Annotated in this window: 10 protein-coding genes; 5 read left to right on the top strand and 5 right to left on the bottom strand. The window is 42.5% G+C overall.

Going from position 1 to position 15,137, the window contains the following annotated elements; all coding sequences use genetic code 11:
* Positions 1–78: 78 nt before the first annotated feature.
* On the top strand, positions 79–390 hold the full coding sequence (locus OQ5_RS21695) for a hypothetical protein (RefSeq protein ID WP_016778964.1): 312 nt from the start codon (positions 79–81) through the stop codon (positions 388–390).
* 138 nt (positions 391–528) lie between these two features.
* On the opposite strand, the gene OQ5_RS0118765 is transcribed toward OQ5_RS21695, so the two are convergent.
* Complete coding sequence (locus OQ5_RS0118765) at positions 529–1,383, bottom strand: aldo/keto reductase (RefSeq protein ID WP_016778963.1); 855 nt, start codon at positions 1,381–1,383, stop codon at positions 529–531.
* A 467-nt stretch (positions 1,384–1,850) separates the two neighbouring features.
* Complete coding sequence (locus OQ5_RS0118760) at positions 1,851–2,522, bottom strand: metallophosphoesterase family protein (RefSeq protein WP_026055405.1); 672 nt, start codon at positions 2,520–2,522, stop codon at positions 1,851–1,853.
* A gap of 638 nt (positions 2,523–3,160) precedes the next feature.
* Between OQ5_RS0118760 and pheS the strand changes: the two genes are divergently transcribed.
* From pheS to OQ5_RS0118735, 4 genes are all read left to right on the top strand, one after another.
* Positions 3,161–4,180: a phenylalanine--tRNA ligase subunit alpha gene (gene pheS / locus OQ5_RS0118755; RefSeq protein WP_016778961.1), complete on the top strand. Its 1,020-nt coding sequence runs from the start codon at positions 3,161–3,163 to the stop codon at positions 4,178–4,180.
* 693 nt (positions 4,181–4,873) lie between these two features.
* Complete coding sequence (locus OQ5_RS0118745) at positions 4,874–7,891, top strand: basic secretory protein-like protein (RefSeq protein WP_016778959.1); 3,018 nt, start codon at positions 4,874–4,876, stop codon at positions 7,889–7,891.
* Positions 7,892–8,483: 592 nt separating this feature from the next.
* Positions 8,484–10,778: a sodium-translocating pyrophosphatase gene (locus OQ5_RS0118740; protein ID WP_016778958.1), complete on the top strand. Its 2,295-nt coding sequence runs from the start codon at positions 8,484–8,486 to the stop codon at positions 10,776–10,778.
* A gap of 464 nt (positions 10,779–11,242) precedes the next feature.
* Positions 11,243–12,205, top strand: coding sequence for a pyridoxal-phosphate dependent enzyme (locus tag OQ5_RS0118735; protein ID WP_026055404.1), 963 nt, complete (start codon positions 11,243–11,245; stop codon positions 12,203–12,205).
* Here the strand turns inward: OQ5_RS0118735 and cls are convergent.
* From cls to OQ5_RS25055, 3 genes are all read right to left on the bottom strand, one after another.
* Positions 12,189–13,658, bottom strand: coding sequence for a cardiolipin synthase (gene cls / locus OQ5_RS0118730; protein WP_016778956.1), 1,470 nt, complete (start codon positions 13,656–13,658; stop codon positions 12,189–12,191). The two genes, OQ5_RS0118735 and cls, sit on opposite strands and share 17 nt — an antisense overlap.
* Positions 13,659–13,919: 261 nt before the next feature.
* Positions 13,920–14,678: a bifunctional diaminohydroxyphosphoribosylaminopyrimidine deaminase/5-amino-6-(5-phosphoribosylamino)uracil reductase RibD gene (gene ribD, locus OQ5_RS21690; RefSeq protein ID WP_255297643.1), complete on the bottom strand. Its 759-nt coding sequence runs from the start codon at positions 14,676–14,678 to the stop codon at positions 13,920–13,922.
* On the bottom strand, positions 14,672–14,980 hold the full coding sequence (locus OQ5_RS25055) for a bifunctional diaminohydroxyphosphoribosylaminopyrimidine deaminase/5-amino-6-(5-phosphoribosylamino)uracil reductase RibD (protein ID WP_255297642.1): 309 nt from the start codon (positions 14,978–14,980) through the stop codon (positions 14,672–14,674). The genes ribD and OQ5_RS25055 overlap by 7 nt, the downstream gene beginning before the upstream one ends.
* Positions 14,981–15,137 lie beyond the last annotated feature (157 nt).

The raw sequence follows: 15,137 nt of genomic DNA, 5'->3' as shown, positions 1-15,137 counted from the left end.
AGGGCATTACAAAATCAAACAAAGTATTGTGTAAATGTTAATTGTCAACATATCACTGTTCAAAAGAATGTCGTAATAATGAACGACTTTATCTATTTAAAAGGCGCGGTGGCCTGTCCGCTTTCCGGGCCGGCGGATGGCGGGAAGCCAAAATGGGCGACGTTCATGGCCTTGCGCAATGGCCGGAAATTTTGGCTTTCGCGGGGAGCCAGGTTTAAGCGAACCAGACCTTTTTGGTTCTTTTTGGGGCAATACCAAAAAGAACAATGGAAAATAAATTTGAAACAGGTTGCTGACTTTTTCCGCAACCTCTACTTATCATGTGTCTGTTCAGAAAGTGTCATTTACAAGGCTTGCGAAGTCCGAGAATACGGAGTTTACTCATCGTAAATGAGTAATTTTCGGAGGAGCGTAACACAGTAAATGGCACTTTATGGACAGACATTAAATATAACTAATTGACGGAACAATGTCTAACTTATTAAAAGGTTTAACACTGATGGATTTCAATAACCAGGTCTACTTATGTTATACACTAACACGCGGAACACGTTTTTCGAGATCAAGCAGTTGATCCTTATTCTCAATACCAATGGTAAAGCAATCCACATAGTTCTGTTTAAGGACGAACCGTAAACTTTCATCGGGTTTGCCGGACAAGCTTCCTCCGCCAAATATTTTCATGCCCATTACTGCTTTACCCGAATTTTTCATTTGCTTCAGAACTTTTTGAACAACCGGGACTTCATCATCCATACGGGCGCCGGCAGGATTGATCCGGGCAAGGTCTACCTGAACCCAATCTGTGTTTGCTGCTGTTTTCAAGGCCTCGATAGAATGACATGAAACACCGTGGGCCTTGACAATCCCGTCTTTTCTTGCTTCGGCCAGAACATTCATGGCTCCGGCTTTTATTTCCGGCCAGTTGGCATCTGTCATCAAATGGAGCAACATCACGTCGATATAATCGGTTCCCAGTTCACGGCGGAAACGATCCAGATCGGCTTTCATTTCCTTTTCGGAAGTAGCATGCGTTTTGGTGAGGATGACAACTTTTTCTCTTGGAATTCGTTTTAGCGCCTCCTTTAAATGAGGGTGAGTACCATAGGAATCGGCTGAATCCCAAAAGAAAACACCTCTTTCATAAGCAACTTCCAGCAAATCGGCCAACCCCTTAATGCCAAGCTCCCTGGTTTGATTGGAACGCTTACCCCAGCCGTTTGTTCCGGTTCCCACGGCAAGCCGCGATACTTCTATCCCGGTATTGCCCAACATTACGCGATCAGAAATATACTTCCTGTTATTATCACCAAATTGTGAAGCGGGAAATGAGGAGACCGCCAGAAGCCCTGTTGCCCGTTTTATAAAATCCCTTCGTTTCATAGCTTATTATTTTGTGGTTCTTTATCTCAATATACTTAGTGTCTGTCCATAAAGTACCATTTGCTGTGTTACGCTCGCCGCCAAAATCCTCATTTACGATGAGTAAACTCCGGTTTTGGCGGCTTCGCAAGCCTTGCAACTGGTACTTTCTGAACAGACACATGGCCAGAAAAATCTTTTGCGTAATTTATAGACGTACACTACTTAGTTAATTTCTTGTTTCAGGATGCAGATCCTCAGTTTGTGATCAACAGATATTTGTCAGCTAAAGTAAAGTATAACAAGTTTATGTGAAACGGGCATGGCAAGGATTACCAAAACAAGAATATGTATAATTGCTTTCATGCGGGTTCCGTTATGCCTTAAAAAGTAAATTTTATACTAATGAATCATGTTAAATTTAATATCTAAAAACCTGTTGGTAAATTTTTACCTATTTGCATAACAAAATTCCGGGTAATCTTGTTTCAGTAAGGGTCTATATTTGGTTGAAACAGTAATTTCTTTTCGTTGAAGTTCAGGGCAACAAGGTTCCCCATGTCCTGCCGGTATTTGAATACACAACCACCGTCTATGTTCACCACGCTGTTATTTTTTTGTGACATGATATCATTTTTGCTTCGTGGCGTATGCCCGTGTATTAGCAGTCTGCCTTGTAAGAAACTTTCGTCAGGCGAAAAGCCCCTTATCCACAACATTGACTCTTTATCCTTCAGTGGATGGGATATGTTAAAGTTCAATCCGGCATGAACCACAATGAAAGAACCGGTCTGAAAAAACAGATCGGTTTTGTGAAAAAAATCGCGGTAAATCTTTGGCAAATCCCTTGCGGTTTCTACACCAAAACTCTCAAGCGTTTTCTCTCCCCCGTTTAACATCCACAGCATATAGGAATTGATACTTGTCATCGAATCCAGCATCATTTGTTCATGGTTCCCACGCACGGTATGCACGTTGTATCCTTCTGTCCTGAGGTTAAGAATAAAATCGACAACCCCTTTACTGTCGGGTCCGCGATCAATGTAATCTCCAACGCAATAGAGTTCATCCGTTTTTTGCAGGTCTATTTTCTTTGTTATCATTTTTTTAAAGGTCAGACTGCAACCATGAATATCACCGATGAAAAATATTCTCTTCATGTTTTCTATTTGAACAACATCTTCCGGTAAGATAAGAATAGGTGAAGAGCTGGTCAAATTTATTCCGTGTCATTCCCGGCTTTAATTGTTTAACAATATTATGGGGTTTGTGTCCGGGTTTCCGTCCATTTGGTACTAATTGGTTTGATGATTTCGGCTGAATTTGTGTTTTTCAATTTTGAGCCGGCTCCGAAAAGAATTACCTTTGTAAATCATCTTATATCTAAAAATTAGCGGTCTGTTGATGAGTCTGCTCCTAAAAGAGCTATTTTTGTCGAGGTCGATGCGTAGGAAATTTTTGAACCGGATTTAACGAATTATTAATGAGTGTCCGTCTATAAACTCGCAAAAATTTTTACAATATGTGTGTCTGTTCAGAAAGTACCAGTTGCAAGGCTTGCGAAGCCGCCAAAAACGGAGTTTACTCATCGTAAATGAGGATTTTGGCGGCGAGCGTAACACAGCAAATGGTACTTTATGGACAGACACTAATGAGGATTTAAAATTTTCTGCAATAATGAGATTGGCAAAAAGAGACTTTTATGATTGGCCTCATTGATTAACATTACTGGCTGAATATTATTATCCGTTCGCCAACAGACCAGGACGAATCAAATTGTTCCAAAAAATTAATTACAATGCTTGATAAGATCAACGAATTACTGGAAGAAATAAAAGGGCTTACTGCTTCGTCTGCTGAGGAAGCCGAACAATTGCGTATTAAATATCTTAGTAAAAAGGGAATTATTCCTCAACTTTTTCAGGAGTTTAAGGATGTTCCGAATGATCAGAAGAAATCTGTTGGTCAGGCAATCAACCAGTTGAAGGCTGCTGCCCAGGAAACAATCAATAATCTGAAGGAACAATTTGAAGAATCGCAACTGACATCGGGAACAACTGACCTGACACTTCCCGGAACATTTATGCCAGTGGGAAGCCGTCATCCGTTGTCCATTATTCGAAAACAGATAGTGGATATTTTCGGACGCATCGGGTTTACCGTTGCTGAAGGGCCTGAGATAGAAGACGACTGGCATGTGTTTGAGGCTTTGAATTTTCCTCCCGAACACCCGGCAAGAGATATGCAGGATACATTTTTCATTACACAGGATCCTGACATTTTGCTCAGAACACATACCTCGTCTGTGCAGATAAGGGTTATGGAACAGCAGAAACCACCCATCAGGGCTATTTTCCCCGGAAGAGTATTTCGCAACGAAGCCATATCGGCGAGAGCACATTGCATTTTTCATCAGGTTGAAGGTCTTTACATTGACGAAGATGTATCGTTTGCCGATTTGCGTCAAACACTTCTCTATTTTGCCAAGGAAATGTTTGGGCAGGAAACACGCATCCGGCTTCGTCCATCTTACTTCCCTTTTACAGAACCATCTGCCGAGATGGACATCTCCTGTACACTATGTGGCGGCGAGGGGTGTAACATCTGCAAACACACCGGTTGGGTAGAAATACTGGGTTGTGGAATGGTTGATCCTGCCGTTCTTTCCAACTGCGAAATTGATCCGGACAGGTACACCGGATTTGCGTTTGGTATGGGCATTGAACGCATTGCTATGCTGAAATACCAGATAAACGACATCCGGCTGTTCTTCGAAAACGACATTCGGTTTCTCGAACAATTCAGGGCAGAATCATAGGCTGAATACATCGTTCTCTCTGCGCGAAATCTTTTGACACTGCTGGTGTGGAGTTTAAGTCATTGATCAAAAAATTTGCCCCGATTTAATTAGTGTCTGTCCATATAGTGCCATTATCCTTTATCTAACTCAAATTACAAATCACTCTATATCAGTTGTTTGTTTTGCGGAGTTGAATTTTTGTTTATCAGGCCAATTTTCGGTACTAACGGTAAAATTCTTATCTGCAAAATTTAACACTTCTGCCTTCTGCCTGGCAAACTTCTGCCTGTCGATTACTTTTATCTAAAAATCTAACGATCTATTGTAATAGACAAACACTAAGAAAAGTATGGATACTTTTGGTGCAAAGTATGGATACTTTTGGTGCAAAGTATGGATACTTTTGGTGCAAAGTATGGATACTTTTGAAGAAAAGTATGGATACTTTTAGTGCAAAGTATGGACACTTTTAGGGCCGTCTATTATTGCAATACTCCGTTAAACTTTTACAGATGTCTGGGAATTAATTGTTTGCATAGTCAGTGGAGTAAATCACAACTCTCCCATAATAAAAACTTTGCGTCATTGCGTTTAGGCTTTTTTTAACTGGCTATTGTTATTGTTTTTCCCTTCAAATTATTTTTCCTCTCATAAATTGAACCCTGTTTCCCATTTCTGCGTAATTTAAACGGACAACTTTAAACTAATGCCATGGGCAAAGTTACTTCAATAGTGTTGTTGGTTTTATTTCTGAGTATTTCTTCAGAGGGCAGTTTTTCTCAGTATTTTGGGAAGAATAAGCCCTCTTACCGTACCTTTGATTTTAAACTTGCCCGTACCGAACACTTCGATATATATCATTATCTGAATGACACTGACAGACTTAATAAGTTTGGTAATTTAGCCGAACAATGGTATCGCTATCATCGCAAATTACTGATTGATACGTTTAGAACCCGCAATCCTGTTATCCTCTACCGGAATCATGCCGAATTTCAACAAACCTCTGCCATTTTGAGTGATATCGGGATTGGCACCGGTGGCGTAACCGAAAGCTTAAAAAGACGGATAGTGATGCCGTTTGCCTTTTCGGATTATCAGACATCCCATGTGCTGGGACACGAGATGGTACATGCTTTTCAATATCATATTCTTGAACAATATAAAGATTTGAGTCCGGCTTCAATAACAAGGGTTCCGCTTTGGATGATCGAAGGAATGGCCGAGTATCTGTCCGTTGGGAACTCGGATGCTTATACTGCTGTTTGGATGAGGGACGCATTGCTCAGTAATGAATTTCCGACGCTGGAGGAGTTAAGCCGGAGCGGGCAGTACTCTCCTTACAGGTTTGGGCAGGCTTTCTGGTCTTACATTGCCTCACGATACGGAGAGCAATATATACGCCGTCTTTTTGTAGCATCAGCAATGTCGGGTTATCATACGGCTGTGGAAGATTTGCTTGGAATTACGCCCGATTCACTTTCGAAAGAGTGGCGGGAAACGTTGGCCAATCATCTGCTGACCAGGCAGGATTCGTCTTATACCCTCTTTGGAGAAAAACTATTTTCAAAAAAGAATGCGGGAAGGTATAATTTATATCCTTCGGTGAGTCCGGATGGCAGGCATATTGTCTTTTTATCGGAGCGGGATATTTATTCACTTGACCTCTTTCTTGCCAGTGCTCACGACGGGGAGATTATTGATAAACTCTATACCAGTTCACGTACAAGCGATATTGATGCCCTGGAGTATATTGAAACTTCCGGAACATGGTCGCCCGATAACCGTCATTTTGCATTTACTGGTTACCAGAAAGGCAAATCGGTTATTCTTATTTTTGATACCGTGAGAAACAAACTGAAGCGAACAATTTCACCCCCGGAGATAGATGCAGTCTCTTCACCGGTATGGTCGCCCGATGGAGAGAGTATCGCTTTTAGCGGAATGGTCAATGGTGTGAGCAATATATATTTATTTGATTTGGAAGAAAAGCAGGTTAAAGCTGTTACAACGTCTTCTTTTGCCTCTATCCAGCCTTCCTGGACATCCGACGGAAAATGTATATGGTTTTCAACCGATGAGCCTGCATCTGACCAGACAATGCATTTCCCCGGTTTCTTTAACCTGGCCAGAGTTAACCTGATCAGTGGAAAGACAGAGGTGTTTTGTCCCTTTGACGGAGCAAAAAATCTTAATCCGGTTGCAATTCCCGGCCAAAACCTTGTTTTTTTCCTTTCGAATGTGAACGGGCGGCGCGATTTGTATGTGTTTGATACTACTGATGAAACAATCCGGCGTGCAACAAACTATGCAACGGGAATTATGGGAATCACAGAGATGTCTCCAGCCCTGAGTCTTGCTTCTGGAAGTATTTATTATTCAATGCTTTGGCATGGAGAGTTTCAGATTGTAAAAGTGCCTTATGACTTGCTGCTTCAGCATGCCGAAGTTGTGCCACGTAAAGATTTCGATTACCGTGCTGCCCGTCTGGCACCGTTTTCCAGACAATTTTCTGTTGTTGATCAAAACCTTATCTATAACGGGGTATTGGATGCTCCAAAAGTAGAAATCCGGCCCGAACCGCTGAAAAAAGATTTTCGACTTGATTATCTTGGCAATATGGCTGCCGGTGTTATGACAAGTCGTTTTGGAACAGGGATGGGAGGGAGTGTTGAAGCCCTTTTCAGTGATGTGCTGGGACACCATCTTCTCTATACAGCCGCCAGTATTTATGGTGAGATTTATGATTTCGGGGGTCAGGTTGCTTTACTCAACCAGAAGCACAGAATTAAGACAGGAATCAGTTTTTCGCATATCCCTTACCGGATGGGATATTTTACTTACGAGGGGGCAGGCGATGAACAAAGTCTTGTCTATTACAGCCGGAGGATTTTTGAAGATAAAACATCGTTATTCGCATATATGCCGCTGACCCGTATGATGCGAATTGAATCAGGAACGTCGATTGCACATTATGGTTACAGGTACGAAAAGATAGAAGATATCCGCAATTATTATCCTACTTATTATGAATCCGGTACAAGGACAGATGCGCCGGACGGTTTTTGGGTAGGTCAGGCCGATGTTGCCCTTGTTTTTGATAATGCAAAAAACGGAATGACTTCGCCGGTGGATGGGACAAGAACAAGGGTTCAGTTCGAAAAGTTTTACAACGGCGTTGATGCCCATGCATTTTTATTCGACTACAGAAAATATAAATTTATTCGTCCGTTCAGTGTTGCTTTCAGACTCTATCATTACGGGCGATACGGGGCCGACAGTGAAACCAACAGAATGACACGATTATTTGCAGGATATCCCTGGTTGGTGAGAGGGTACGATACCGGCGGCTTTTATGCCGATTCCACGCATAATACCTCATCGATTGGCATTAAGCATCTTATTGGTAGCAGAATGTTGGTTGCCAACGTTGAATGGCGGATGCCTTTGTCAGGCCCCATCGATCTGGCACTACTTCGTTCGTCGACTTTCTTTTCAGAGTTTACTTTTTTTATCGATGCCGGTCTGACCTGGGACGATCAGAGCACCCCGTATTTTTCTCTTACTACAACCTCCGATAAAGAGAGGATACCCGTTTTTAGTACAGGAACTTCAGTAAGATTTAGTTTTTTTGGCCTTATCATAATAGAACCATATTTTGCTTTTCCTTTTCATCAGGGCAGGTTTTACAACGGACAATTCGGATTTAACATTTTCCCCGGGTGGTAAGTGTCGCTTCGAACACTACTCTGCTTCTAAAAATTTTAACTTTCATCCAAAGAGTACAAACCGATAAAATTTTTATCTTGTGCCTGTTTTGGCTTTTTTTTGAAAGGTTGTTAAAACACTTCTGTAGTTGCTGAAATTACGGCACGGACATGGATCAGTTGTGTTTTATGTAGTACTGGTACTAAAAGGAATTATCACAACGAGCTAAAGCTAACTGAAGATGACATGGGGAATCGAAGTTTGTAACACCTTCTGCCTGTCAATCTTCTGCCTTATGGGTGCTTTTATCTGAAGAAACGATCAGTAAATAAAATAACAATAGATCGTTAGATTTTTAGATACAAGATGTAAGACAATTCATCAGTATAAATTATGTATAAGTTATTGGTCTGATGGAACTCGCATGCAAGCATTTATACATATTCTTGTTGGGAAACCGTGCCATGCTCGTTTCGTAAAATGTAGATAAACTGCATCTTAACAAACAAGCATTGATAGGCATAAGCAATTGGTTTGCCGTGTATTGTAAAAGTTTAGCGGAGTATTGAAATAATAATCAGTATTTAAATAATAACCAGTAAATCTTAGAACTATGCTAAATCCAGTATTTTGGTTTGTTCCCGTCGCTTCTTTGATAGCGCTGATTTTTGCCTGGTTCTTCTTCAAACAGATGATGAAGAATTCTGAAGGCAACGATACCATGAAAGAGATTGCCCGTCATGTTCGTGAAGGGGCAAATGCCTACTTGCGCAGCCAGTATGGTGTGGTAGCCAGGGTTTTTGTGGTATTGGTTATTTTGCTAGGCGTTTTAGCCTTTTTTAAAGTACAAAACCCGTTTGTTCCTTTGGCCTTCCTAACCGGTGGGTTTTTCTCTGGATTAAGCGGTTTTCTGGGCATGAAAACGGCGACCTTTGCTTCGGCCCGTACTGCCCATGGAGCTTCTCAGTCCCTGAACCAGGGACTAAAAATAGCCTTCCGAAGCGGTGCCGTAATGGGACTAATAGTGGTTGGTTTCGGTCTTCTCGACATCGCTATGTGGTTTTATGTTCTCAATGAGTTGGTATTTACCCCGGAGAACATGAAAACGGGATTGGAATTTGCCGGACTCACGTTTGTTCATCCCGGAATTACTGAAAAAGAAAAGATGGTAGAAATTACCGTTACCATGCTTACTTTCGGAATGGGTGCATCCACCCAGGCACTTTTTGCCCGTGTTGGTGGCGGTATCTTTACCAAGGCTGCCGATGTCGGAGCCGACCTGGTGGGTAAAGTAGAAGCCGGGATTCCGGAAGATGATCCGCGTAACCCCGCAACCATTGCCGATAATGTAGGTGACAACGTAGGAGATGTTGCCGGGATGGGTGCTGATTTGTATGAATCATACTGCGGGTCAATTCTTGCAACGGCAGCTCTTGGTGCCTCACTACCGGCGCTAACCGGAGCCGAACAGATGCAGGTAGTATTGGCGCCCATGTTGGTGGCAGCTGTCGGAATACTTCTTTCGATTGCGGGTATCTTTTTTGTCCGTGCAAAAGAGTCGGCAACCCAGAAAAACCTTCTTACTTCGTTGCTTCTGGGAACCGGTGGAAGTTCATTCTTAATTCTGATAGCTCTTGCTGTATTGGTGTTTGTAGACTGGATTACCTGGGGAATTTTTGGTTCTGTAGTTGTTGGTCTGTTGGCCGGGGTGATAATCGGTCAGGCCACTGAGTATTTTACTTCGGATGAGTATAAACCCACAAAAGGTATTGCAAAACAGGGGCTTCAGGGCCCGGCTACTACAATTATTGAAGGCATTTCGGTAGGAATGTTTTCTACCTGGGTTCCGGTTGTGACCATAGTAGCCGGAATTGTAGGAGCCTTTGGTTTCGCCGGGGGGTTCTCTAATTTTGCCATGGGTGTATATGGTATTGGTTTTGCCGCTGTTGGAATGCTTTCTACTCTTGGTATTACATTGGCAACCGATGCCTTTGGACCAATTGCAGATAATGCCGGTGGTAATGCCGAAATGTCGGAACTTCCGCCCGAAGTGCGTGAACGTACCGATGCCCTTGATATGCTGGGTAATACCACTGCTGCCACCGGAAAAGGGTTTGCCATAGGTTCGGCAGCATTAACAGCCATGGCTCTTTTGGCTGCGTATATGGAAGAAGTTCGCTTATGGCTTGGCAAACTGGCCAAAGCTTCGGCAGAGGGTGTTCAGCAGGTAGGTGATTATATTTTTTATCTGGCAGATAATCCCGAACCGGCTGTTGCTAAAGGTCAAAAAGCAGTTGAAATTTCGGAGGCAGGTATTCGTGATTTTTCATCAGCCTACGACCTTTCTTTGTTTAATCCGATGTTGCTGGCAGGTTTGTTTACCGGGGCGATGATGGCTTTCGTCTTTAGTTCAATGACCATGAAAGCTGTTGGTCGTGCTGCCGGCAAAATGGTTGATGAGGTACGTCGTCAGTTCAAAGAAATCCCCGGAATTATGGAACGTAAAAGCAAGCCTGATTATGCGCGTTGTGTTGAAATTTCCACGAAAGGGGCCCAGCGTGAAATGGTGCTGCCTTCGCTTCTGGCTATTGCTGTTCCCGTAATTGTTGGGGTGGTATTTGGTGTTCCCGGAGTTGTAGGACTTCTGGCTGGTGGTCTGACAGCCGGATTTACCCTCGCCATAATGTTGAACAACGCAGGAGGTGCCTGGGACAACGCTAAAAAATTCATTGAAAAGGGGAATTATGGCGGAAAGAACAGTGAAGCACATCGTGCCGGTGTTGTTGGCGACACCGTAGGCGATCCCTTTAAGGATACTTCAGGCCCGTCGTTGAACATACTTATCAAACTTATGTCAATGGTTTCGGTTGTAATGGCCGGCCTGACAGTGGCTTTTTCACTGTTTTAGGAAACAATGGTTTTTAACCTGACAGAAAAAGGGTACATCCTGGAAGGTGTACCCTTTCTTTTTTTAAATATGTGAGCCCGGTTTAAAAAGCATCTTTGTTGCCAAACTCTGTGTTGTTTTAAATTTTTGCATCCTCATTAACAATGAGTTAACTTCGGTACAAAAATTTAAAACGCCTTGATTCTGACAAAAATATGCTTTTTATACCGCACTCATATGTGTTATAAAACGAGTCCCGGTTATCCGGGACGAGTTCCATCAGACCAATAACTTAGACAAATTTTATACTGATGAGAGTTATTTTTTTAACTTTGTATATATCTTCAACGCGTCTACTATGGAAGCCAAAGAACCATTATTTGATTATATTTCATCTCATGTTAGTCATCAGGTAATAAATAATGCGCCAGGGACGAAATCATCCGGCTGTGCCATTGCTGATTTTAGGAGTTGAACCATAAAATATGTCTATACTAACTTTCAGCGACATTAAAAGAGCTCACGAACGAATTTCACCATTCATCACTCGCACACCAGTCGTTATCAGTGAGTCCCTTAATAAAATGTTTGGTGCTCAGCTTTATTTCAAATGCGAAAATCAACAAAGGGCTGGCGCATTCAAATTCAGGGGGGCCACCAATGCCGTGCAAAACCTGAACGATGAAGAGGCGGTAAAAGGTGTTGCCACCCACTCATCCGGCAATCATGCTGCAGCCTTGTCACTTGCTGCAAGGAACAGAAACATTCCGGCCTACATTGTGATGCCCCGAAATGCACCTCAAACGAAGATTGATAATGTAAGAAGCTTTGATGGTAAGATTACCTTTTGCGAACCGACACTTGAGGCCAGGGAAGAAGGATTAAAGGCGATTGTTAACGAAACGGGAGCTACATTCATCCATCCTTATGACTGTTTCGATGTCATTTGTGGTCAGGGTACCGCGGCTCTGGAAATGATAGAAGACTACGGCCCTTTCGATATCGTAATGACTCCTGTAGGGGGAGGGGGACTTTTGAGTGGAACGGCAATTGTTGCAAAGCATCTGATTCCTGATGTTAAAGTGATTGCCGGAGAACCTGCCAATGCTGATGATGCGTGCCGCTCGTTGAAAGCCGGGTATATAGTCCCATCTGAGAACCCCGATACCATTGCTGACGGACTTAAGACATCATTGGGAAAGCTCAATTTTCTGATCATTAGCCGATATGTGGATGAGATAAAAACAGCTTCAGAACAATCTATTCGTGCTGCAATGATACTATTAAGAAAGCAAGCCGGCATTTTTGCAGAGCCGTCGTCCGCTGTTCCACTCGCTGCAATGATTGAAAACAGGGATTTGTTCAGAAATAAAAAGATAGGAATGATTATCAGCGGAGGAAATATTTCGGAAGAGACATTCTCACAATTGACTAAAGAAGCGGACTAAACAATCGGGCAAAAGATTCTTTAACTTTTTCGATATAGGGACGTTCCATCCATTCAGGCAAAAGAATAATTTCGCTGTCACTTTGATCCTGAAAAAAAGTGGCTTTCATCTCTTGTGCAGTGTCTTTATCATAGATAAAAGCTGTTGCCTCAAAGTTTTGTTCAAAACTTCTGAAGTCCATGTTGGCCGATCCAACGATACTGATCTTGTCGTCGGCCACAACGGTTTTCGCGTGTAAAAATCCTTTCTGATAGAAATAAACCTGAACCCCGGCTTCCAGCATTTCACGAATATAGGACCGGGAACAGAGAAGCGTGATGAAGGCATCGCTTTTTTCAGGAATGATAATGCGGACATCCACGCCACTCAGTGCTGCCGTTTTTAAGGCAAAGAGAACGCTTTCACTCGGCAAAAAATAGGGAGTGGCAATATACAAATAGTCGCGGGCGCTGGCAATTGTATGGAAGATTCCCATCATAATGGCAGGCCAGTCTGAGTCGGGTCCACTGGCAACAATTTGCATCACTTTATTACTGACAGGCTTGCTGGCAGGAAAATATTTTGGATCGGTCAATTCGGTCTGGCTTACAAAATACCAGTCGGTCAGGAAAATGGATTGCAACGAATTAACCGCATCTCCCTGAATCATTATGTGAGTATCGCGCCAGATGCCATAGGTTTTTGCATCACCCTCTTTGTAACGATCGGCTATGTTGTAACCGCCGATAAAACCAATGTGGCCGTCTATGACTACAATTTTACGGTGATTCCGGTAATTTACTTTACTGGTAAGCAGTGGGAAACGAACCTGAAGAAAAGAATAGACTTCAACGCCGGCTTTCCTCATTTCTTCAAAAAAAGAACTCTTCAGTTCCCAGCTTCCCACATCATCAACAATCAGTCGTACTTCCACCCCTTTGGATGCTTTCTCCTTAAGGATTTTTTTTACCACATTTCCTATCCTGTCCTCGGCAAAAATGTAATATTCAAGATGTATGAAGTGCCGGGCGTTTTTAAGTTCGCGCAGAAGGGCTTCAAATTTATCCTTTCCGTTATTCAGAAATGTTACTTCATTCCCTGTTGTTACAACGGAACTACTGTTGTTGAGTAATAACCGCACAATTCCGGTAGGCTCCCGTGCTGTTTCATTATCTCCCAGATTCCCATGAGTTAATTGGGTGATCTGTGAATGTGCCAGATAGTTCAACCGGTGATGATTGCGTAATCCTTTACGGGCAATGATCTTTTCTTTTCGAAAATTCTGTCCGAAAAAAATATATAGAATAAAACCAAGACCGGGCAAAAGAAGCAAAACCAGCACCCACGAAATAGTTTTGAGGGGGCTGCGGTTCTCCAGCACAATCATTATAACCACAACGAGGATGCTTATGGCATAGCCAAGTAAAACATAGGGTAGGATGTTGCTGGACAAAATACCGTTAATTATATCCATACCGACTTTTATGAAAATAAGTTAGCCACACCTATTGTGAATATTTTTACGATTTTAAAAACAATACTCAGTTAAACTTTTACAATATGCTGTAAAACAATTATTCAGCCGCTGACGCTGGGTAATCTGATATCTAACTCAAAATGCAAAATCTTTTTTCTCGGTTATCTGCCATAAAGGGTTTGCGGCTTATCTTCCGGTATAAATTTTGTAATAATCTGGCAAATAACCCTTTTTGTCAATCGTTAGCATATAGTTTTTCTAAGATAATGATTTGTTTCGATAAATGAATAACCGGCTGTTTCCAAATTTTTCCCAGGATACGGGTTTCTGTTTTATGACCGGTGCTTCTACACCTGAAACGAACCATTTTTCGCCGGTAAAAACTCTTGCTTCGTCCCATAATCCGGCTTCCAGAAATGTTTTTAGCAGAATGCTGCCACCCTCCACCATCACCGATTGGATGTCCCGGCTATAAAGCTCATCCAAAACTGCTGTCAGAGGATTTGCCTGTGGGGGGAGGAATATGGTTTCCACATTTTCCGAGGCGTTGGTTCCTTCTTCCGAAAAGACCAAAGTTGGTGTTTTCCCGTTGAAGAGTGTAAGCGTATGTGGTAACTTTCCAAAACGGTCAAGCACTATCCTTAAAGGATTTTTTCCCGACCAGTCGCGCACAGTAAGCGAAGGGTTGTCTTTTAAAGCCGTTATGCTTCCAACCATGATCGACGGTTCCGTACTGCGCCATTTGTGTACCATTCTTCTGGCCCAGTCGTCAGTGATCCAGGTGGGACGGGCTTCTTCCAAAACCGTACGGTCAATATCCATATAACCATCACGGGTCTGGGCCCATTTTAATAAAATGTACGGCCGTTTTTGCTCGTGGAAAACGAAAAAACGCCTGTTAAGCTCCCGGCTTTCCTCCTTCAGAACATCCACTTTTACTTCAATACCGGCGGAGCGAAGCATTGTTATTCCTTTGCCTGCAACTTTCGAAAAGGTATCTTTGCAACCGATCACCACACGCGGAATTTTTTTTGTCTGATCAAAAGGGAACAGGGAGGTGTTTTCCCGTAATGAGCACAAGGTTCAAGGTTAACATACAGTGTGGATTTTTTCAGCAATTCCTGATCTTTTACGGAATTTATGGCATTTACCTCGGCATGAGGTTCTCCGGCTTTTCTATGATAACCTTCGCCTATTATCCGCCCATCGTGCACAATAACGCATCCGACCATTGGATTGGGAAACGTCTTGCCTTCAGCCTTTACGGCCAGCTGGAGGCACCGTCGCATATATAATTCATCCTGGTGTTGTAGGTTCATTCGTTTAAGATTAATCTAAATTATCGGGTTACAATACTTCGTTAAATTTTTGAGTCATTGCGTCTTTGCGTTTAGGCCTTTTTTAACTGACTATTGGTTTAATATCCTGCCCCTGTTTATCGGGAAAATTTGCAACAAAGATGCTTTTTAGCCTGCA

This window comes from Anaerophaga thermohalophila str. Valhall, from assembly GCF_000250735.1.
Lineage (GTDB): Bacteria > Bacteroidota > Bacteroidia > Bacteroidales > Marinilabiliaceae > Anaerophaga > Anaerophaga thermohalophila_A.
The sequence above is the reverse complement of the archived record's forward strand: the minus strand, read 5'-3'. Positions and strand labels throughout refer to the sequence as shown.